The organism is Gordonia sp. AC31 (assembly GCF_031844505.1).
GTDB classification, from domain to species: domain Bacteria; phylum Actinomycetota; class Actinomycetes; order Mycobacteriales; family Mycobacteriaceae; genus Gordonia; species Gordonia hongkongensis.
This window is the reverse complement of record NZ_JAUZVK010000002.1, coordinates 85,850-107,533: the sequence shown is the minus strand read 5'-3', so window position 1 is coordinate 107,533 and position 21,684 is coordinate 85,850. Positions and strand designations below refer to the sequence as shown.

Genomic DNA, 21,684 nt, shown 5'->3' with positions numbered 1-21,684 from the left:
GAATGCCACGCAGCCTCAAGAAGGGCCCGTTCGTCGACGACCACCTCCTGAAGAAGGTGGATGTCCAGAACGAGAAGGGCACCAAGCAGGTCATCAAGACCTGGTCCCGTCGTTCGACCATCATTCCCGACTTCATCGGTCACACCTTTGCCGTCCACGACGGCCGCAAGCACGTGCCGGTGTTCATCTCGGATTCGATGGTCGGGCACAAGCTGGGCGAGTTCGCCCCCACCCGTACCTTCAAGGGTCACATCAAGGATGACCGGAAAGCGAAGCGCCGGTAATGACTACGCAGACCGATAATCCGACAGCAAAGGCGACCGCCAAGTTCGTGCGCGTCACGCCGATGAAGGCGCGTCGTGTCCTGGACCTGGTCCGCGGCAAGAACGTGGACGAGGCCCTCGACATCCTGCGGTTCGCACCGCAGTCGGCCTCCGAGCCCGTGTACAAGGTCCTGGCGAGTGCCGTGGCCAACGCGGAGAACAACCTGGATCTGGATCGCCGGACCCTGGTCGTCGCCACCGCGTTCGCCGACGAGGGCCCGACCCTCAAGCGCTTCCAGCCGCGCGCGCAGGGTCGTGCGTTCCGTATCCGCAAGCGCACCAGCCATATCACCGTGGTCGTGGAGAGCCTGCCGGAGAAGGCAGCCGGCGGCCGTGGCCGTTCGCGTCAGCCGAAGAAGAAGGGAGCCTAGTAGTGGGCCAGAAAATCAACCCGCACGGCTTCCGTCTGGGCATCACCACCGACTGGAAGTCGCGGTGGTACGCCGACAAGCAGTACGCGGACTACGTCAAAGAGGATGTCGCCATCCGCAAGCTCCTCTCCACGGGGCTCGAGCGGGCCGGCATCGCCAAGGTGGAGATCGAGCGCACCCGTGACCGGGTTCGCGTCGACATCCACACCGCGCGTCCGGGCATCGTCATCGGTCGCCGCGGCGCCGAGGCCGATCGCATCCGCGGCGACCTGGAGAAGCTGACCGGTAAGCAGGTCCAGCTGAACATCCTCGAGGTCAAGAACGCCGAGTCCGAGGCCCAGCTGGTGGCCCAGGGCGTCGCCGAGCAGCTGAGCAACCGCGTGGCGTTCCGCCGCGCGATGCGCAAGGCGATCCAGTCGGCGATGCGTCAGCCGAACGTGAAGGGCATCCGGGTCCAGTGCTCGGGTCGTCTGGGCGGCGCTGAGATGAGCCGCAGCGAGTTCTACCGCGAGGGTCGCGTGCCGCTGCACACGCTGCGCGCCGACATCGACTACGGACTCTACGAAGCCAAGACCACCTTCGGCCGGATCGGCGTGAAGGTGTGGATCTACAAGGGCGACATCGTCGGTGGACGTCGTGAGCTGGCCGCGGCCGCTCCGGCAGCCGAGGATCGCCGTCCGCGCCGGCCCAGCCGGCCCCGGCGTAGCGGTGCCTCGGGCACCACTGCGACGAGCACCGACGCCGCTCGCGCGGCCGAAGCCGCTCCCGCCGAGGCCACCGCTGGTGCGGCTGAGAAGCAGGAGGGCTAGGCCATGTTGATCCCACGTCGGGTCAAGCACCGCAAGCAGCACCACCCCAGCCTCAAGGGGCAGGCCAAGGGCGGCACCAAGGTGACGTTCGGCGATTACGGCATCCAGGCTCTGGAAGGCGCGTACATCACCAACCGTCAGATCGAGTCCGCTCGTATCGCGATCAACCGGCACATCAAGCGTGGCGGCAAGGTCTGGATCAACATCTTCCCGGACCGCCCGCTGACCAAGAAGCCGGCCGAGACCCGCATGGGTTCGGGTAAGGGTTCGCCCGAGTGGTGGGTCGCCCCGGTCAAGCCGGGTCGCGTGCTGTTCGAGATGACCTACCCGAATGAGGAGATCGCTCGCGAGGCCCTGCGTCGCGCGCAGCACAAGCTCCCCATCAAGACCAGGATCGTGACCAGAGAGGAGCAGTTCTGATGGCACTCGGAGTTGCTGCGAACGAGCTTCGTGAGCTCAACGACGCTGATCTGGTCGATCGCCTGAAAGAGTCGAAGGAAGAACTGTTCAACCTTCGGTTCCAGATGGCCACCGGCCAGCTCGACAACAACCGTCGCCTGCGGACCGTGCGTCGCGAGATCGCGCGTATCTACACCGTGATGCGCGAACGGGAGCTGGGCCTGGCGTCCGGACCGGATGGTGATGACGCATGAGTGAGGACCAGAAGGTGACCGAAACCCAGACCGAGGTGCGCGCACGCCGCAAGGAGCGCATCGGCTACGTGGTCAGCGACAAGATGCAGAAGACCATCGTGGTCGAGCTGGAAGATCGTAAGAGCCACCCGCTCTACGGCAAGATCATCCGGACCACGAGCAAGGTCAAGGCCCACGACGAGAACGGCGATGCCGGCGTCGGTGACCGCGTGCGGATCATGGAGACCCGCCCGCTGTCGGCGACCAAGCACTGGCGTCTCGTCGAGGTGCTGGAGAAGGCCAAGTAAGCCCTCTCCCAACGAGTTCTACCGTCACCGGCCCGTTCCCCACAGGGAGCGGGCCGGTTTGGTGTATCCGATCCCTGAGGAGCTCCGGAGCTTGCGGAGGACGTGTTGCTTTCCGATCCCTGAGGAGCTCCGGAGCTTGCGGAGGACGTGTTGCTTTCCGATCCCTGAGGAGCTCCGGAGCTTGCGGAGGAGCGTCACGAAGGGTTGGTCTCAACAGGGGATTGACCGGTCGAGCCGGACGGTGTGAGGCTGAGACGCGATGCCCACCACCGATCTCGCGAGCGGCGACACCCCCGCACGACCCGCGTGGGTGCGGCGCGCATTCGAATCGGATTCGGCGGAGCCGGATCTGGACCGCGTCCGCCGGGTGGGCGCCCGCTTCCTGGGCCTGGGTTTCATCGGTTACCCCGTGGTCTCCGCGGCGTCGATCCTCGCCTCGGCGCCGCTGACCGACGCCTGGTGGCCACCGCTGAGCATCCTGCTGTCGGTCGGACCGGGAATCCTGTTGATCGCGGCGACCTTTCGACCGGGCACGGCGTGGCTCACCCCGCTCGCCCTGACGACCTGGGCCGGGTACATCCTCGGCCTGGGTCTGTGGTTCGTGGCCTGGAACGGGACGACCCTGACGAATCCCGACGACTCGGCGCAGTGGATGGTCGCCTTCTGCGGTATGCCGAGCATGGTGCTAATGCTCGTGCGGCCGCGTCTCGCGGTGGCGGGTCTGCTCGTGTCGTCGACCCTCGCGCACATCTCCCAGCAGCTCGGCCGATTCGGTGAGGTGACTTCCGATGCGCCCGTGGAGATCCTGTGGTCGCTGGTGTTCACCGGTGTCTTCCTCGCGGTCGTGCTGGTCGCGACCCGCACCGGCCGTGAGCTCGACGAGACGCGTGAGGAGACCTACCGCACCGCGGCCAACGTGGCCGCGGCGTCGGCCCGCGAGGTGGAGAAAGAGCGGTTCGACGCCATCGTGCACGACCGGGTCATCGCCTCACTCCTGGCCGTCCGGCCGGGGCGTCCCGACGAGCGGCTCGCCGCCCAGGCCGCGTCGGCCCTCGACGAACTCGCCCGGGTGCCGGGACCCGGGGATGCGGACACCGTGACGGATGTCGAGGTGGTCCGGCGCATCAGGTCGGCCGCCGCCGACATCTCCGAACGATTCGACGTGGAGGTCGTGGGTGGCCAGAGCACCGATGGCCAGGACCCCGGTGACCAGGACCGCATGGACGTTCCGCGTGCCGAGCGGGCCTCGTATCCCGTCGAGGTCCTCGATGCGGTCGTCGAGGCGATGTCGGAGTCGTTGCGGAACGTGCTGCGCCACGCCGGGGACGATGCCGAATGCGCCGTCATCGTGCAGTTGGCATCCGACGCCCTGAGCATGGCGGTCGTCGATGACGGCGTCGGGTTCGATCCGGAGTCGGTGGCGGTCGGCCGGCTGGGAATCGCGGTGAGCATCCGCGGTCGTCTCGCCAGGCTGCCCGGTGGCCACGCGCGGGTGCACAGTCGCGCCGGGCGGGGGACCACGGTCCAGATCCGATGGGAGCGGCCGTGAGACGAGAGTGTTCTCGCGGCGTCGACGACACCGAACGCGGCGAGGTCGTCAATGCGTTCGGCATCGGGTCGCGGCCCCTGTGGCTGATGATGGGCGCGTTCGCATGCGGCTACTTCGCCGTGACGCTCTATGCCGACTCGTCCATCACCGGGTGGTGGCAGTGGACCGGGGTGTTCGCCGGTTTCGTGTTGTTCGTCGTGGCCGGGATGACGATCCTCGATTCGCCCGGTGATCCGCTGCCCGGGTCGACGACCTCCGTCATCGCCGCGATGACCGTCTCGGCCGTGGCCGTGACGCTGTTCTCGTTGCCGTCGCCGCCGTCGCACGTGATGCAGACCGGGCCCCCGATGGGGGCCTCGGTGATCATCCTGGCCTTCGTCGCGGTGCGCGGTCGTCCCCTGGCGGCGTGGCTCGCGAGCGGTTGCATCAGCGTCATCGCGGGCGTGTGGGGTGCCGTCTCGACCGCGGGAGCGGTCTGGGGACTGTCGATCACCCTGCCGGGATACGCGATCATGATCATGGGGTCGCTGTTCTCCGTCATGCTGCGCCCGATGGCCCGCAACATCTACGAACTACGCGCGGCCAACGAAGGCCAGGCGGCGCTCGACGCCGCCGCCGCTGCGGCCACCGAGGTGCGGGACCGACGTCTCGCCGCTCTCGACGAACGCGCACGCCCCGTCCTCACACGCATGGCGCGCCGCGAGACCTTCACCGCCGACGAGGTGGCCACGGCCCGACTGCTCGAGGCGCAGTTACGCGACGGCATCCGTGCCTCCGGGCTCGACCTCCCGATGGTCCGGGACGCGGCGTGGCGGGCGCGTCAGCGGGGTGTGCGCGTCGTTCTGCTCGACGACGGCGGGCTGGCCGCGCTCGACGACGCGCACGCGGCCGTGGCGCGCGAACGGCTGGCGAACGCGGTCGCCGAGCTGCTGGACGAGGTCGAGGACGGCCGCGTGACGGTACGCATCCAACCACCGGGTCGCGACGCGCTCGCGTCGGTCGGAGTGGACGCGAGCCACGTCTCTCACCGGGTCGAGTTCCACCCCCGTGTGCTGGTCCGCACCGAAATCGGGCGCGAGGCACGTGCTGAGAACGCCTAGCGCACGGAGGGTCGACGACGGCGCCGCCACCGACGCGGAACCCATCGAGACCAACGCCGATCTGGTACGCGCACAACACTATGCGGCTCGCTTCGTCGGAGCGGGCGTGATCGCCTACTCCGCGGCGATGCTGCCGGTTCTGATCGGTTCGGCCTCGCTGACGGCTTCGTGGTGGCCGCCGCTCAGTGCAGCACTCATCGTCGGACCCGCGATCGCACTGCTCGTCGGTAGTATCCGTCCGACGACGGGATGGATACTGCCGGCGGGCATCTGCAGCGCCGCCGGTTACCTCCTGGCGACGGCATTGTGGTTCGTCGCATGGAACCCCGACACCGCGGGCGGGTACGGACGGTGGCCGGTGTGGCTGGTGCAGTTTCCCGGCGTCCCCGGGCTCGCGTTGGTGATCGCGCTCCGGTTCGGCTCGGCGATCGGCTATCTCGTGGTGGCGACGGCGATGGTGCACACCGCCAATCAGCTGGCCGTGTTCGGTGGTGTCCGGGCGACGATGTACACGAGTACCGCCCTGACCATCGGGCTGACGGGGGTGTTCATGGCGGTGGGGATTGTGACGATGCGAACCGCTCAGAAGCTGGGGGAGACGCGCTCCACCGCGGTGCGGGCGGCGGAGGTGACCGCGTCGGCGGTCGCACGGGAAGCCGAACGCTCCCGCTATGACGCGTTGATACACGATCATGTGATCGCCTGCCTCCTCGCGCTGCGGCCGTCGACCCGGGACCAGCGGGTGGCCGAGCAGGCCCGACAGGCTCTCGGCGAGATCGACGCCTGGCGTCGCGGCGACCGCGATGTGGGCGGTGACGTCGTCCCGACAGAGTTGCTCCGGAAAGTCCGGCTGACGACCGCACAGATCGACGACGACGTGGAATTCACCGTCCACGTCGTCGACAACGGCCAGACCTATCCAGCGGAGGTCGTCGAGGCCGTGCTCGCCGCTCTGTCGGAGGCGATGCGTAACAGCGTGCGCCATGCCGGGGACCACGCGGAGCGGGTCGTCGGTGGTGAACTCGCGGCCGACGCGCTCTGGGTGGGCGTCGCCGACGACGGAGTGGGGTTCGACCCCGGACATCTCGACTCGTCGCGCTTCGGCATCGACGCCGGACTCATCGGTCGAATGCGCGCGATCGGCGGCGACGCGGAGGTGCGCAGCGCTCCCGGCCGCGGGACGGTGGTGAGGCTCTCATGGTCGCCGAGATGAGCGGCGCAGGCATCCAGGCGTCCGCAGCAACTGCTTGCGCGGCCGCCGGGACCGGCGGTCAGGACGACGACTTCTTCGGGTTTCGATCCCGCGCAGTGCTTGTCGCGCTCGTCGGATTCGCGGTCGCGTACGTGACAGTGACCGTCGGAACCGGCCTGCACATCACCTCACCCCTCCGATGGGCAGGCTTGATCGTGGCATTCGGGCTGCTGGTGGTCACGGCACGACGGGTGGTGCGACTCCCGGACGGCCGATGTGATCGACGGTTGGCCGTTGCGGCCGCCGTCGCGGTGCTCGCCGCGACCGGGATTTCGTGGTGGTCGCTGCCCGCCGAGCAGTACATGACGCTGCAGAACGGCCCGGCGACCGCAGGAGGAATCGTGGTGCTGACGCTCGTCGCGGTGCGTGGGCAGCCGGGAATCGCGTGGGCCGGCGCAGTGGCGATGAGCGTGCTGTGCGGGCTGTGGGGTCTCGACCGGGGCATCGGCTTCGTTCCCGGCGTGACGATCACCGTGTGGGCATACCCGGTTCTCGTCCTGTCGGCGCTGTTCCTGCTCATCCTCCGGCCGATGGCCGATCAGAATGCCGAACTGCGGGCCCGGTCCCTCCGGGAGGCGTTCGACGCAGCATCGACGGAGGCGGCCGCCGACGAGCGCCGGCGCAATTTCGAGGACTTCGAGCAGCGTGCGCGCCCGGTCCTGGAGCGCATCGCCGCGGACGAAGAGTTCTCGTCGTCGGAGATCGCCGAGATGCATCTGCTCGAGGCCCAGCTCCGCGACGGCATCCGGGCACCCGACTGGGACACGCCCGCGATCCGGGATGCGGTGTGGGCGGCGCGAGCCCGCGGGGCGGTGGTGATCCTGCTCGACGACGGGGCGCTGCAATCGCTCGATGAAGAAGACCGCGCTTCGTCACGCGATCGGATGGCGCGCCTGTTGCTCGACGAGTTGGCTGCCGACAACGAGCGGGTGACAGCCCGGATCATGCCGCCGGGCCGACCGGTGGCGGCGTCCGTGGTCGTCTCGTCGCGAGACTGCACGCGTCGGATCGAGATGACCGCAGAGGGCGAGGTGGTGCGGAGCGTCTCGGGCACGTGAGGACGAGATTCAGACCAGTCCGGATCAGGAGCGCAACCACTCGAGGACGGCCGGCGTCACCGGAGCGGTCGCGTCGGCATATTCCGGGTGTTTCTTCAGGAACGAAGCCACCAGCGGGCACACGCCTACGATCGTGAGGTTGCGTGCGCGGGCGTCTTCGAGGGCTTCGCGCACCAGGATCGTCGCGAGACCGCGTCCGCCGAACGCCGGGTCGACCTCGGTGTGGAAGAACACCCGCTCGGTCGTCGGAGCGTCGTCGGTCCCGGAGACCCGGTCGCGGTACTCGGCGAAGCCGGCCAGTGCCTCACCACCGGGCGCGTCGACGTGGATGTCGTAGCGGCGTTCGGCGGGGTTGTCGCGGACCGTGGTCTCGGCGCCGGTCTTGTCCGCGGTCATCGTTGCACCGCCACGATCGGGCCGTGCACGGACCAGGGGAAGTCGATCCACTTGTCGGTCGTCCGCCAGCTGTAGTCGGGGATCGTGATGGTGTGCGGCTTCTTGTAGAGCACGGCGTTGCGGACCTCGGCGACCCGTCCCTGCTCCTGGCAGAAATCGTTGACCAGTTTGAGGGTCTTGCCGGTGTCGGCCACGTCGTCGACGACGAGCACCCGCTGATCGGTCAGACCGCTCGACTCCAGGAGCGAGGGCAGCATCACCGGTTCGGACAGTGTCTCGCCGACGCCGGTGTAGAACTCGACGTTCAACGAGATCATCAGCTTGCAGTCCAGGGCGTAGGCGAGGGCGCCGGCCGGGATCAGGCCGCCGCGGGCGATGCCGAGGATGATGTCCGGGACGAACGCGTCGGCGGCCACCTGTTCGGCGAGTTCACGGCAGGCGACGCCGTTGAGCTCCCAGGTGAGAACTTCGCGCTCGGGAGATGGAGTGGTCATGGGGACACTCTTCCAGAGCGGGCGCGGCGGTGAGCAATTGAAGCAGACGTCGACGATAGTGAAGGTTCGTCGCTCGCTGTGAGGACGACGCAAGCACGTCATTTGACCGGAGAGTGGCAACTCTGTCATGCAACCCCGGGGATCGTCAATTGGCCGGTCAGTCTCGTTGGGCCGGCGACCACATCTACGGGCGCGTTCTATCACTCGTATGTGCGTGTACATCAGGCAGTGGTGGATTCGCTTAGGCCGCACCCAGAACATCAATGTTCGGGTAGCCTCGCAGCAGCTGAAAGCTCGACACTTGCCGTACCGACCTCCGCAACTGACTTACGCGGAGACGGCAGTCGCGGGCTGGGTGGCTGAGGTTCACGTATCTTGCGGCGCGGATCTCTTGCGTAGTCGTGTAGTGAATGCCTACGACGGATGTCGACCCACCGGAGGATGGTTTGAGCACCTTGTCAGTCGTTGTTCCAGCGTTCAATGAGGACCTGAGGATTCGAGGATGTCTGGATCGTTTGGTGAACCAAACCAGACAGATCGACGAGATCATCGTCGTGGACAACGGGTCAACGGATGCGACTCCATCAATAGTCGATGAGTTCGCCGAGAAGTACGCGAATGTGACGCGCCTCGTGGAGCCGGAGCCTGGTGTCATTCACGCCCGGCGCAGCGGGTTCGACGCCGCTACTTCAACTCTGATTGCCAAGACCGATGCAGATTCCCGAATCCGAGAAGACTGGGCAGAACGGGTGGTGGCGTTTTTCGATTCCGATCTCGGCCGCGAGTTCTCGGGCCTCACCGGTCTTGTGCTCTGCTGGGACGCACCCGCACGAGGATTTCAGCGCAAACTCTTGACGTGGAACCTCGGTCAGCTGAAGCGTGGCGGTGAGATCGGTAGCCTCAACGGAATCAACTACGTGATTCGCCGGGAAGCCTGGTACGAGGTACGTGACTCACTACAGACTAACCCGGACAGTTGGGAGGACTTGGATCTAGGACTTGCCCTGTCGGAGAACAACCGGAAGATGTACTTCGATCCCGACGTCCACGTTGACACGTCGTGCCGGCAACTACGGCACTCGCCGTGGGCCAACCGTGTGTACATCAGCGGCGGGGTGCGCACCGCCGAGCGCAGGGGCAACGAGGCTGCGGTAAAAGCTCTAAGGTTCGAACGTCCTTTCCGATTCGTTGCGTTCACGGTCATGTGGCTCATGTTCCGGCCCTGGGATCCGCAGAAGAGTAATTGGCGCCCCCACCGATTGTTGACGCCGTTACCTCGTGAACGTGCGTTGGTCACCGAGGCGCGGGCTCGCCCAGAGTAGGCGAGGCTAGTCGTCGGTAACTCGTCGCGCTGTCACGGCGTCGGTGTGTAGTCACGGTCACGACCGGCGTTCCAGGGGGTCTTCGCAGTAGCTCAAGGTCTCGTGACAATCGTGGGCTCCAGCCCGAGGATCGCCAAGACAGGCCGGGTCAGATTCGCGTGCGGGTTTGATTCGTGCGTAAGTTTGTTGCCGGGGGACACAACGCTCTAGGTAAAATCGCCGTCGTTGGATCGGTTACCACCGCCCAGTGCGTTGACAGTCCCGGCAGTTTCGTTCCCGACGCGTAGAGGTGGACATGTCCGAGGCCAGCGGTCAGCGACCTACAGATGCCTCTTATGCGCCGCGCCATCAACGGCCGGACTCGTCAGTGCCGTCGCCGGAGGATCCGTTCGTCATGCCGGACCCGGTGGAGGAGCAGCTACGACTGTGGCGTACCGAACGGTCAGCCTCCGGCAATACTACGGCCAACGGTCTCGACGCGGCCGAGCACGAACTGGGCCCAGGTGACCCCGAGACGAGAGTCGTGGACTCGATCTCGCGCGATGCGGAATACGCAGCCGGTCGATGGCCAAACGGTCCCAGCGGTGCAGAGCCGTTGAAGATACGTCGGCCGACGGCGGTTCCTGGCCGACGTGCGCCACGGGCGTCTGCTCCAAAGATCGAGCAGGATGACGCCGCCGGTTTAGACGGGTCGGGGGACCTCGGCCAGCTAGACGAGCGAGTAGTGCCTGATAAAACGTTGTCCACGTCTCGGCCTTCGACAGTCCACGTCGCGACAGCTCCCGCTAACACAGGGTCAGCCGCCGGGATAGCGTATTCGCCGACTCCGTCGAGGACGTCCGAGAAGCAAGCCCTAGCGGGCAGTGCTGTAGCCATCGAAGTCCGGAATCTGCACAAGCGATTCAAGGACATGGTCGCAGTCGAGGATGTTAGTTTCACGGTCCCCGCGGGGAGCATCGTTGCATTGCTCGGACCAAACGGGGCCGGAAAGACGACCACTGTCAACATGCTGTGCACTCTGCTGAAGCCCGACAGCGGAACGGCGACTGTCAGCGGTCACGACATCGTCCGTGACGCTTCAGCTGTCCGCAAGTCGATCATGCTCACCGGTCAGTTCGCCGCGCTCGACGAGTCCCTTACCGGTCGGGAGAACCTTGTTTTGTTCGGTCGGCTTCTTGGCCTCGACAAAACCGCTGCGCGCGGGCGAGCGGATGAGTTGCTCGATGTCTTCTCGCTTACAGATGTCGGTGGCAAGCGTGTTCGGGAGTACTCGGGCGGAATGCGGCGCCGGATCGATATCGCCTGTGGATTGGTCACTGCCCCCAAGATCGTCTTTCTCGATGAGCCCACTACTGGTCTCGATCCACGCAGCAGGCAAGAAGTGTGGGCCCTCGTCGAGAAGTTACGCGACTCCGGCGTCACCATTCTTCTGACCACCCAGTACCTTGAGGAAGCCGACGTTCTGTCCGACAACATCGTCGTTATCGACAAAGGCCGGGTCATTGCGGAGGGCACCTCGGACCAGTTGAAGGCGTCGACAGGTCCTGCATATTGCGAAGTTACCCCGGCCGATCCGACCGAGCTCTCCCGACTGCGGACGGCCCTCGCCGACCTGATCGGTGACCACCCGGCCAGCTCGGATGAGCATCTTGTCGCAGTGCCTGCCCCGGACGGCCCCGAAACCTTGGTCGAGGTCATCCGACGCACCAGCGCGGCCGGCATTCGGTTGTACGACGTCGCGATGCGCAGGCCCTCACTCGACGAGGTGTTCCTCGCCCTCACTGACCCGCGGCGAGACCGAAGGGCCGTAGAAACGTGACAGTTTCTGACGTTCTGAGATCGCGGGCAACGACGTCGGGGTCCGCAACTGTGTTGATCGAGCCCCGCGAACGGCCGCTTCAACAGTGGTGGGCACTGGTCGGTCGAGGTATCTCCCAGGTAATTCGAGGTGGCGAGGCCATCTTCGCCTTCATCTCGCCGGCGATGCTGGCGATCTGCTTCTATCTACCGCTGCGAAGCATCGTTGAGGTCGCGCCGGGGGTCAACTATGGCCAGTTTCTGATGCCGATCATCCTATTGCAATCAGTGAATTTTTGTGCATCGTCAGCGGCGATGCGGTCGGCCTTCGATGGCGTCCAGGGTATTAACACTCGGTTTCGAGTGATGCCCATGTCGCCGCTGGTGCCGATGCTTGCGCGCACTACGACGAACGCATTTCTTCTCACGATCTCGCTGATTTGTGCCGCAACGGCTTGTTTGCTCATCGACTGGAGGCCCGGTGGGGGTTTCTGGGGCACCGTCGGGCTATTCGGCTTGGCCGGGCTCGTTGGGGCTTTGTTCTCTTGGGTGGCCGACGGCCTCGGGCTCGTGGCCGGCAGTCCGGAGGCGACGAGTCAGGCTCTGGCGCTCCCGACGCTGATTCTTGGGATGATGTCCACCGGTTTCGTGCCACTGTCACAATTCCCGGAGTGGATCCAGCCGTTCGTGCGTAACCAGCCAATTTCGCAGTTCGCCGATGCGATGCGCGCCTTCGACACCGGTACCGCCACCTGGGCGTTGTTACGACCGTCGTTGTTGTGGTGCCTCGGATTGGCGGCGACTGCGCTCGTTCTACTGGCGATCAGCGTTCGGAGGACTCGCAGATGACTGTTGGCGATCCCGTATCAGATGCAAAGATGCAGGCGCGGCGCAGTCACTATCTGGCTACTCAACCCACCAGTGTGCCGCCTGAATCCTCTCTACAGGCTCTGTGGCGCCAAAGCCTTCCGCTTGCAGGCCGGCAGATAGTGGTGTTCGTGCGGGACGTACCCACCCTCGTACAATCTCTTTTGTTCCCCGCGCTCAGCATGCTGATGTTCAAAGTGGTGCTGGGAGATGCAATCGGTTCAGCCACGGGCCAGAACAGCGCATTCGGTACCGTGCCGCTCGTCATCCTCGTGGGCGCGATGTTTGGCTCTATCGCTTCGGCGACGCGGCTGAACCACGAGCGATTGACCGGGCTTTTGGCGCGGCTCTATGTGCTGCCGATCCATCGCGCTGCCGACTTGTCGTCACGGGTCATCGCGGAGCTCGTGAGGATTCTGGTCACCACGGTCATCCTCCTGGCGGCCGGGCACCTGATTGGCTTTCGATTCACTCAGGGTCTGGGATCAGCGCTCGGAATCGTGCTTGTGGCGTTGGCCTACGGTGCCGCATTTGCCACTCTCACCCTTGCACTGGCCGTGAGTGCGCGCCCTGGAGCCCCGATCGTGCCCTACTTGGGGCTTGTCTCGAGTCTTTTGATGTTCTTCAATTCGGGTTTCGCTCCGGTAAGCGCCTATCCCACCTGGCTGCAGCCAGTGGTCGAGAATCAGCCCATGTCACCTGCCATAGAGGCGATGAGAGCGCTGGCGACGGGCGGGCCACTCACCGAAGATCTCCTGAAAGTCGCGGTTTGGACCGTAGTGCTTCTGGTCATTTCCATTTATCCGGCTCTCCGCGGTTATCGGAAAGCCGCGAGGGATCGATGATCACGAACCGATCCCATACCGTCGAGGTAACGAATGACACCCGGTATGGCCCCAATCCGGTCCATGCCGATCGTGTCATCGCCCTCCGGCGGCGCATCGGCACTGGTCAGCGGGTCGCGTGCGACGAACTACCGCTGGCCGGGGCCGCCACCTCGAGGCGCGCGGACACGCCGACGGGCGTAACAAGGAAGGCGGGTACGGCGATGGCATTCTCAGAGGCTGGCCCCGCATCCCGGTTTCATGAGACCCCCTCGCGTGAAATAGGATGGAGATTCTGTGTCGGCGTCCGATGTGGAGGGTCTGAACGATTACCAACGGCAGTGTCGTGAGGTCTAATCGACTGCAGGACTAGCGAGGGAGAGTTCAGAGGACGTGGCAATCGCCGATTACCGTGCGGGTACGCCGGGTGACGTGGACGAGACCATTCAGGTCCTCCCGCTCACCGCGGCGCAGCGCGGCATGTGGTTCGCCGAGTCGCTGTCGTCCGAGTACTCGGTCAACATCGCTCAGTACGTGGACATCCGCCACGCGCCGGGTGGACTGGACATCGACCTCTTCGCCCGTTGTTGTGAAGAGGTCGGGAAACTCGTCGAGTCGCCCTTCGTCCGTCTGACCGAGATCGACGGCATCCCCATGCAGTACGTCGACGTCGACTTCGATCAGACCGTCGACATTCTCGACTTCCGTTCCGAGGCCGACCCGGTCGCCGCGGCGATGGCGTGGATGCAGGCCGAGTACCGACAGCCGGTGGATCTCCTCACCGACCAGTTCATCATCGTTTCGATCCTGCTGATCTCCGACGATCGCACGTTCTGGTACAACCGCGCCCACCACATCATCATCGACGGCTATGCCGCGCTGTCGATCATGCGGCGCACCGTCGACCGCTACAATGCTCTTCGCCGGGGAGACGAACCGCGCGACAAGTCGCCGGCCACCATGGCCGACATCGTCGCCTACGAGGAGGCGTACCAGGGCAGCACCCGGCGCGAAACCGACCGCGCGCACTGGCTCGAGCGCGTCGCGGACCTGCCGGAGCGGGTGACGCTGTCCAAGGTCGGCACCACCGGTTCGCTGTCGTTCGACAATGTCGTGGCCAGTGCAGCTCTCGACCCGGACCGGCAACGCCGGTACGAGGCCCTCGCCGGTGAGCTGAACAGTTCGCTGGCCGTCCTGATGACCTCGGCGTTCGGCGCGTTCCTGGCGCGCATGAGCAACCACGACGACATCGTCCTCAGCCTCCCGGTCACCGGCCGGGCCACCGCGAAGATCAAGATCTCCGGTGGCATGGTGTCCAACATCCTGCCGATCCGGTTGCGTGGGGTGGCCTCGAAGTCGGTGCGGGAGCTGATCCAGACCGCGCAGCTCGAACTGACCGGCGCACTGCGGCACCAGCGCTACCGCTCCGACGACATCCGCCGCGACGCCGGTCTCGATCAGAGTTCGGTCTCGTTCGGACCCACCATCAACATGGTGTTCTTCGACGAGCAGGTCGCCATCGACGGCACCGAGATGGAGTACCGGATCCTGACCTCGGGCATCCTCGAGGATCTGCTGATCAACCTGTACCAGTCGAGCCCCGGCGCACCGCTCGTCGTGGACCTGCACGGCAACCCGCATCTGTACGCACCGGCCGAACTCGACGCTCTGCACCAGCGATTCCTGACGTTCCTGGACCGGTTCCTGTCGGAGGAGGCACTCGACACCCCCGTCGCCGACGTCGGCCTGCTCGTGGACACCGATCGCCGTCTGCTCGAGGCTCTTCCACATCCACGACCGCGGGCGACCACGCCGACCCTCGTCGAGATGTTCGACGAGATCGCGACCGCTCATCGTCACCGGGGCGCCGTCTCCGACGCCGGCGGCACGACCCTCAGTTACGCCGAACTCGCGAGCCGCTCGGACGCGATGGCGCGAGCGTTGCACGCTCGCGGTATCGGAGCAGGCGACCTGGTCGGCGTCGCGACGGCGCGCGACTCGAGTCTCGTCGTCGTGATGCTGGCCGTTCTGAAGGTGGGAGCGGGATACCTGCCACTCGACACCGGCAATCCGGAAGAGCGTCTGCGCTACATCGTCGACGACGCCGCGCCGGCGTGCCTGATCGTCTCCGACGGCGATCGGCCCGGGTGGGCGGGGGAGTGCGAGGTCGTCGAGGCCGGGGAACTGCTCGACGAGGCGGGGACTCCGGAAGTCGCCGCGGTCCCGGTACCGCGCGGCCCGCGGACCCCGGAGGCGACGGCCTACGTCATCTACACCTCCGGATCGACGGGGGCGCCCAAGGGTGTCGAGATCGTTCATCGGAACGTCGCCACGCTGCTCGACGCGGCGTCGGCCGACTTCGAGTTCACGCCCGAGGACGTGTGGTCGGTCTTCCACTCCTATGCCTTCGACTTCTCCGTGTGGGAGATCTTCGGCCCGCTGCTCACGGGCGGTCGTGCCGTGATCGTGGACCGAATGGTCGCCCGCGCGCCCGCCGAGTTCCTGCAGTTGCTCGCCGACGAGCAGATCACCGTGGCGTCCCTGACGCCTTCGGCGTTCAGCATCGTGGCCGACGTCCGGCGCCGGACGGGAACGTCGTTGGCGTTGCGCTACATCGTCTTCGGTGGCGAGGAGCTGCGCTTCGACGAGGTGCACAACTGGTACGAGGCGTTCGGTGACGAGATCGAACTCGTCAACATGTACGGCATCACCGAGACGACGGTCCACGTGACCTACCGTCCGCTCGATCCCGATCTGGTGCGCGATGAGAGTGCGAGCCTCATCGGCCGTCCGTTGAACTCGCTCGGCCTGCGGGTCCTCGACAACCGCCTGCGTCCGGTGCCCGAGGGTGCGGTCGGCGAGATCTACGTCGTCGGCGGACAACTCGCGCGCGGGTACCGCAACCGCCACGGCCTCACGGCGACCCGATTCGTCGCCGACCTGTACGGCACCGGCGAGCGGATGTACCGGTCCGGCGATCTCGGCCGGCGGATCGGTACCGATGTCCAGTATCTGGGGCGCGCCGACACCCAGGTGCAGTTGCGGGGATTCCGTGTGGAACTGGGCGAGGTCGAGACGGCGCTGCGTGCCGTCGACGGCGTCGCCGCGGCCGCTGCGGTCGTCACCGACGCGGCATCGGTCGGCGGGGCGAAACTGGTGGGCTACGCGGTCGCCGAAAACGGTTGCGAGCTCGACGAAGCCGAAATCCGCGAGCAGGTCCGCGCCCATGTGCCCGGATACATGGTGCCCGACACCGTCATGCTGATCGACGAGCTGCCCCTCACCGCGAACGGCAAGCTGAACCGGCAGGCGCTGCCCGCGCCGGTGTTCGCGCGTGACGAACGGGTCGCCTATGTCGCGCCGTCGACTCCGCGGGAACGCGAAGTGGTCGCCATCGTCGAAGAGTTGCTCGACATCGAGCCGATCGGGCTGCAGGACAACATCTTCGCCCTCGGCGCGGACTCGCTCACCGCTGCCCGGCTGGCGTCGCGCCTGCGTACCGTCGTCGGGCTCGACATCAAGCTGGCCAACGTCTTCGAGAGTCAGAGCCTCGGCGACATCATCCGGGTCGCGACACCGGTGACCGACGACGCCGCCGCGCGCCGGCCGGAGCTGGTGCCGCAGCCGCGCCCGGACCGGATTCCGTTGGCCTTCAGCCAACGTCGTCTCTGGTTCATCAACCGGCTGGACCCGACCTCGCCGGCCTACAACATCCCGGGGGCGGTGCGGCTCGGCGCCGACGTCGACGCCGCCGCGCTCGCCGCGGCGATCGATGATGTCATCGCACGACACGAGCCGTTGCGGACGACGTTCCCCGACGAGGACGGGGAGACCTACCAGTTCATCCATTCGGCGCAGGCGGCGGCCGCGGCCCGGTTGTTCGACGTGGTCGACGTGGCACCCGTGGACACCGAACGCAGGCTCGCCGACTTCGCGGTGACCGGTTTCGACCTGAACTACGAATATCCGGTCCGCGCACGACTTTTCCGCTCCGTGGCGCCCGACGGAACGCTCGATCACGTTCTGATCGTCGTCATGCACCACATCGTTGGCGACGGTGCTTCGCTGGGACCCTTGATCACCGACGTCCTGACGGCCTACGCCGCGCGGCTCGCCCACGAGCAGCCCGCATGGCGCCCGCTGCCGGTGCAGTACGCCGACTACGCGCTGTGGCAGCGCGACGTCCTGGGGGAGGCCGCCGACGACACCTCGCTCATGTCGGCGCAACTCGACTTCTGGCGCGCCGAACTGGCGGGGATGCCCGAGCTCATCTCGCTGCCCATCGACCGGGCGCGGCCCATCCGGCCCTCCGGCGCAGGCGGATACGTCGACACCCTCCTCGACGCCGACACCGTCGCCCGGCTGCACGCGGTGGCCGCACAGCACGGAGTGACCGTCTTCGCGATCTTCCACGCCGCGCTCGCAGTCGTGTTGTCGCGCCTGTCCGGCAGCGACGACGTCGCCATCGGGACCGCGATCGCCGGGCGGGAAGAGCCGGAACTCGCCGACCTGATCGGCATGTTCGTCAACACCCTCGTGCTCCGCACCCGGGTGCATCCCGACACCGACCTCAACAGTCTGCTGCGCGAGGCCAATCACACTCGCGCGCAGGCCCTCAGCAACGCCGATGTGCCGTTCGAGCAGGTCGTGGACGCGGTGGGTGCGCGCCGTTCCACCGCGCATTCGCCGCTCTTCCAGGTCGAGCTGGTGATGCAGCGCGATCAGGTCGAGCGGCTCTTCGAGGACGAGGCCGGCATCAGCCTCATCGACGCCCGGGCACCGTTCGCCAAGTACGACCTCTCGCTCAGTGTCGTCGAGTACGCCGATACCGGCGACCACGCCGGGCAGATCTCGGTCGCTTTCGGGTATGCGCGTGATCTCTTCGACGAGTCCACCGTCGAACGGTTCGCGCGCTACCTCCACGACGTGCTCGGCACGATCGCGGATTCGCTCGAAGCGGACGACGCCGGCCGGGCGCTGCGCGTCGACGACCTGTTCGCGTTCCCCGAGGCCGAGGTCGACATTGTCCGGGGCTGGTCACAGGGCGCCCGTCGCGAGCCGACCGCACCCGATCTCGCAGCCGCGCTGCTGACCGGGTACCGACAGGACCCCGAGGCGGTCGCACTGGTCTTCGCCGACCGCGAAGTCACCTACCTCGAATTCGCTCTCCGCGCAACGGCTCTGGCCCGCCAGCTGATCGCCGACGGCGTCGGTCCCGATGTCGCGGTGGCGGTCTGCATCCCGCGGTCGGTGGAGCTACTGGTCGCGGTGCACGCGATCGTCCTCGCCGGCGGGCAGTACGTGCCGCTCGACACCGAGGCGCCGGTCGATCGCGCCGACTACATGCTCGAGACCGCCGGTACCCGGCGCGTACTCGTCGGACCAGGGGCCCGCCCCGCCGTGGTCGACGACCTCGCAGATCGCGTCACGATCACCGTGGTCGACGCCGCGACCGAGGTCGACTCGGACGCCGCGCCGTTCGGTTCGACCGAGCGCAGCGTGCCGCTCGGTCCCGAGAACGCCGCATACACGATCTTCACCTCCGGCTCCACCGGACGACCCAAGGGCGTCGTGGTGTCGCATGGCGCGATCGTCAACCGGCTCGACTGGATGCAGGAGTACTACACGCTCACCCACCGTGACGTCGTACTGCAGAAGACGCCGGTGACCTTCGACGTATCGGTGTGGGAACTGTTCTGGCCGTTCATCTCCGGGTCGCGGCTGGTGGTCGCGGTGCCCGGTGGCCACGGCGACCCGTCCTACCTCGTCGACATCATCCAGCGCGAGGACGTGACGACGCTTCACTTCGTGCCGTCGATGCTGTCCACGTTCCTCGACGTCGTCGGTCCGGACCGACTGGCCGAACTGAGCTCGTTGCGTCAGGTGTTCACCTCGGGGGAGGCCCTGACCGCCTCGACCGCGGGTGGCCTGCGCACCGCGCTGCCCGCCGTCGGGTTGCACAATCTGTACGGGCCCACCGAGGCCGCGGTCGACGTCACCGAACACAACGTCCGCGGTTCGGAGACCGTCGTCCCGATCGGGCGGCCGGTGCCCAACACGACGATCCACGTCCTCGACCACCGGCTGCGTCCGCTCCCGGTCGGCGTGCCCGGTGAGATCTATCTCGGCGGCATCCAACTGGCGCGCGGATACGTCTCGCAGGGCCGGCTCACCGCCGAACGCTTCGTGGCCGACCCGTACGGTTCGGCCGGGTCGCGGCTCTACCGCACCGGCGATCTCGGCAAATGGAGCCCCGCCGGAGAGATCGAATATCTGGGCCGCAACGACTTCCAGGTCAAGCTCCGGGGTCAGCGCCTCGAGCTCGGCGAGATCGAGGCGGCGCTGATGTCGGTGCCGGGCATCGTCCACACGGCGGTCACCGTCGCCGACCTCGCTGCCGGACAGAGTCTCGTGGCCTACTACTCGCCCGACTCCGTCACCCCGGCCGAGGCGCAGTCGCATCTGACCGGAACCGTGCCGGAGTTCATGGTGCCGACGATCTGGATGCCGTTGCCGAGCATGCCGCTCAACTCGGCGGGCAAGGTCGATCGAAAGGCGTTGCCCGCGCCGGTGATCGAGACCGCCGAATTCGTGCCGGCGAGCACGGAGACCGAACGGATCGTCGCGCGGGTCTTCGCCGATGTCCTGGGCGTGGATCGGATCAGCGTGGCCGAGTCGTTCTTCGACCTCGGCGGGAACTCGCTGAGCGCGACCAAGGTCGCGGCCCGGTTGTCGGCCGACCTCGAGGTCGACATCCCCGTCGCCGCGGTGTTCGACGCGCCGTCGGTGCGCGCGATGGCGACGTTCGCCAGCGACCACGGAACTCCCTCGCGCCGTCCGCGTCTGGCGGCTCGCACGCACGGGGACCGCGCCCCGCTGTCGGCCGTGCAGCGCGGCATGTGGTTGATCAACCGGGCCGATCCGGCGTCGCCGGCCTACAACGTCGCGATGGCGTTGCGCCTGTCGGGGCAGTTGGACACCGACGCGATCGGTGGCGCCATCGAGGACCTCATCGACCGTCACGAGTCGATGCGGACGCGCTACCCGCTCGTCGACGGTGAGCCGATTCAGGTCGTGCTCGACCGAGACGCCGCGCTGGATCTGCTCGAGCGCAGCGTCGTCGACGTCGACGGCGATCCGGTTCCGGTGATCGCCGAGTTCACCGGCCGCGGCTTCGACGTCACGGTCGCACCGCCGCTGCGGATGATGTTGCTGCGGCTCACCGAGACCGAGCACATCCTGGTCTTCGTCGTGCATCACATCACCGCGGACGGCGCCTCGATGCTCCCTCTGGCCACCGACGTCATGACCGCGTACTCGGCGAGGGTGGCCGGTCGTCGGCCGGACTGGCAACCGCTCGCGGTCCAGTACCTGGACTACACGCTGTGGCAGCAGGAGGCCCTCGCCGTCCCCGGGCCCGACGGGACGACCGAGGCGGACCGACAGCTCGCCTATTGGGCCGACCGGCTCTCCAATGCGCCGGCCCGGCTGGAGTTGCCGACCGACCGCCCCCGCCCGCGGACGCCGTCCTTCGTCGGCGAGGAGGTGCGGTTCGACATCGACGGCGGCCTGGTGCACAAGCTCGAGGCAGTCGCGCGCCAACACAACGCCACACTGTTCATGGTGATGCAGACCGCACTGGTGGTGCTGCTGAGCCGGCTGACCACCCAGCGCGACATCGTGATCGGCACACCGTTCGCCGGGCGGGGTCAGCCCGAACTCGACGGCGTGGTGGGCATGTTCGTCAACACCCTGGCCCTGCGGTCGCGGCTCCAGGACGAGGAGAAGTTCGCCGAGCTCCTGCAGCGGGTCCGCGACGAGGACCTGGCGGACATGGCGAACGCCGAGATCCCGTTCGATACGATCGTGTCATCCGTTCTCCCCTCGCCGCCCACCAGTTACAACCCGATCTATCAGGTGATGTTCGCCTACCAGAACTTCACCATCCCCTCGCTCGACATGGACTCGATGACGATCGCACCGGTATCCGAGCAGTTGACCCCAGCCAAGGTGGATCTTCAGCTCACGTTGTTCCCGAACGACTTCGGTGCACCGGCAGCAAAGGACGCTGATTCAATGACGGGCCAGTTGATCTACGCCGCCGACATCTTCACCAAGAGCACAGTCGAGAGCTATGCGCAGCGGTACCTGCGAGTACTCGAAGAGGTGTCGGAGAACCCGCAGGTGCTGGTGGGCGACATCGACATCGTCACCGCGGCCGAACAGGCGGCGGCCGGTGACATCGCCGATGCCGAACGCGCCGTCTCGCTCCCCGATCTGGTGGCCCGTGCCACCGCCGCAGAGCCGGATGCGGTGGCGGCCGCACATCAGGGTGCCCAGGTAACGTTTGCGGTGCTGTCGTCGATCAGTGATGCGATGGCTGCCGCACTCCCTGACCCGGACTCGGCCCTCACCACCGCGCTGATGAGCTTGTTGCCCGGCCTCGCGGTGTCGGGGCCCGACGCACTCGGTGACGTACTGGGAGAGCTCCGCACCAACGCCCTCCGGGTTCTGGATGGCGCGCCGTGACCGGAGGCGGGTCCCGCGGGAACGAAGCAGTGCAGTCGACCAAAGGAATGACT

Annotated in this window: 17 protein-coding genes; 15 read left to right on the top strand and 2 right to left on the bottom strand. The window is 66.6% G+C overall.

Going from position 1 to position 21,684, the window contains the following annotated elements; translation table 11 throughout:
- The first annotated feature begins 2 nt into the window (after positions 1–2).
- The 10 genes from rpsS to Q9R39_RS03095 all read left to right on the top strand — a co-directional run bounded on the left by rpsS (position 3) and on the right by Q9R39_RS03095 (position 7,402).
- Positions 3–284: a 30S ribosomal protein S19 gene (gene rpsS, locus Q9R39_RS03140; RefSeq protein WP_004020551.1), complete on the top strand. Its 282-nt coding sequence runs from the start codon at positions 3–5 to the stop codon at positions 282–284.
- Entirely contained in the window at positions 284–694 is a 411-nt protein-coding gene (rplV, locus tag Q9R39_RS03135; RefSeq protein WP_004020550.1) for a 50S ribosomal protein L22, read from the top strand. Before rpsS ends, rplV begins: the two co-directional genes overlap by 1 nt.
- 2 nt (positions 695–696) lie before the next feature.
- Entirely contained in the window at positions 697–1,503 is an 807-nt protein-coding gene (gene rpsC, locus Q9R39_RS03130; protein WP_004020549.1) for a 30S ribosomal protein S3, read from the top strand.
- A 3-nt stretch (positions 1,504–1,506) separates the two neighbouring features.
- On the top strand, positions 1,507–1,923 hold the full coding sequence (rplP, locus tag Q9R39_RS03125; RefSeq protein WP_004020548.1) for a 50S ribosomal protein L16: 417 nt from the start codon (positions 1,507–1,509) through the stop codon (positions 1,921–1,923).
- A complete protein-coding gene (gene rpmC / locus Q9R39_RS03120; RefSeq protein WP_004020547.1) occupies positions 1,923–2,156 on the top strand; it encodes a 50S ribosomal protein L29 in 234 nt (77 codons plus the stop codon). Before rplP ends, rpmC begins: the two co-directional genes overlap by 1 nt.
- Positions 2,153–2,443 (top strand): 30S ribosomal protein S17, encoded by a 291-nt coding sequence (gene rpsQ, locus Q9R39_RS03115; protein WP_058252339.1) that lies wholly within the window; start codon positions 2,153–2,155, stop codon positions 2,441–2,443. The genes rpmC and rpsQ overlap by 4 nt, the downstream gene beginning before the upstream one ends.
- A 259-nt stretch (positions 2,444–2,702) precedes the next feature.
- Entirely contained in the window at positions 2,703–3,992 is a 1,290-nt protein-coding gene (locus Q9R39_RS03110) for an ATP-binding protein (protein WP_311277087.1), read from the top strand.
- A complete protein-coding gene (locus Q9R39_RS03105) occupies positions 3,989–5,092 on the top strand; it encodes a hypothetical protein (RefSeq protein WP_311277086.1) in 1,104 nt (367 codons plus the stop codon). The genes Q9R39_RS03110 and Q9R39_RS03105 overlap by 4 nt, the downstream gene beginning before the upstream one ends.
- Positions 5,076–6,305: an ATP-binding protein gene (locus Q9R39_RS03100; protein ID WP_311277085.1), complete on the top strand. Its 1,230-nt coding sequence runs from the start codon at positions 5,076–5,078 to the stop codon at positions 6,303–6,305. Before Q9R39_RS03105 ends, Q9R39_RS03100 begins: the two co-directional genes overlap by 17 nt.
- Positions 6,302–7,402 carry a hypothetical protein gene (locus Q9R39_RS03095; protein WP_311277084.1) on the top strand — a complete coding sequence of 367 codons (1,101 nt, stop codon included), beginning with the start codon at positions 6,302–6,304 and terminating at the stop codon, positions 7,400–7,402. The genes Q9R39_RS03100 and Q9R39_RS03095 overlap by 4 nt, the downstream gene beginning before the upstream one ends.
- A 24-nt stretch (positions 7,403–7,426) precedes the next feature.
- Here the strand turns inward: Q9R39_RS03095 and Q9R39_RS03090 are convergent, their stop codons facing one another.
- The gene (locus Q9R39_RS03090; protein WP_311277083.1) at positions 7,427–7,798 is read right to left on the bottom strand and encodes a GNAT family N-acetyltransferase; all 372 of its coding nucleotides are present in this window, start codon (positions 7,796–7,798) and stop codon (positions 7,427–7,429) included.
- Positions 7,795–8,292, bottom strand: coding sequence for a phosphoribosyltransferase (locus tag Q9R39_RS03085; RefSeq protein WP_311277082.1), 498 nt, complete (start codon positions 8,290–8,292; stop codon positions 7,795–7,797). The genes Q9R39_RS03090 and Q9R39_RS03085 overlap by 4 nt, the downstream gene beginning before the upstream one ends.
- A 446-nt stretch (positions 8,293–8,738) precedes the next feature.
- Here Q9R39_RS03085 and Q9R39_RS03080 point away from each other — a divergent pair, with 446 nt between their 5' ends.
- The 5 genes from Q9R39_RS03080 to Q9R39_RS03060 all read left to right on the top strand — a co-directional run bounded on the left by Q9R39_RS03080 (position 8,739) and on the right by Q9R39_RS03060 (position 21,631).
- Entirely contained in the window at positions 8,739–9,614 is an 876-nt protein-coding gene (locus Q9R39_RS03080) for a glycosyltransferase family 2 protein (protein ID WP_311277081.1), read from the top strand.
- A gap of 295 nt (positions 9,615–9,909) precedes the next feature.
- Complete coding sequence (locus Q9R39_RS03075; protein WP_311277080.1) at positions 9,910–11,433, top strand: ATP-binding cassette domain-containing protein; 1,524 nt, start codon at positions 9,910–9,912, stop codon at positions 11,431–11,433.
- Entirely contained in the window at positions 11,430–12,260 is an 831-nt protein-coding gene (locus Q9R39_RS03070) for an ABC transporter permease (RefSeq protein WP_388030125.1), read from the top strand. Before Q9R39_RS03075 ends, Q9R39_RS03070 begins: the two co-directional genes overlap by 4 nt.
- A 29-nt stretch (positions 12,261–12,289) precedes the next feature.
- Entirely contained in the window at positions 12,290–13,123 is an 834-nt protein-coding gene (locus Q9R39_RS03065) for an ABC transporter permease (RefSeq protein WP_311277143.1), read from the top strand.
- A 372-nt stretch (positions 13,124–13,495) separates the two neighbouring features.
- A complete protein-coding gene (locus Q9R39_RS03060; protein WP_311277078.1) occupies positions 13,496–21,631 on the top strand; it encodes a non-ribosomal peptide synthetase in 8,136 nt (2,711 codons plus the stop codon).
- The last annotated feature ends 53 nt before the right edge of the window (positions 21,632–21,684 follow it).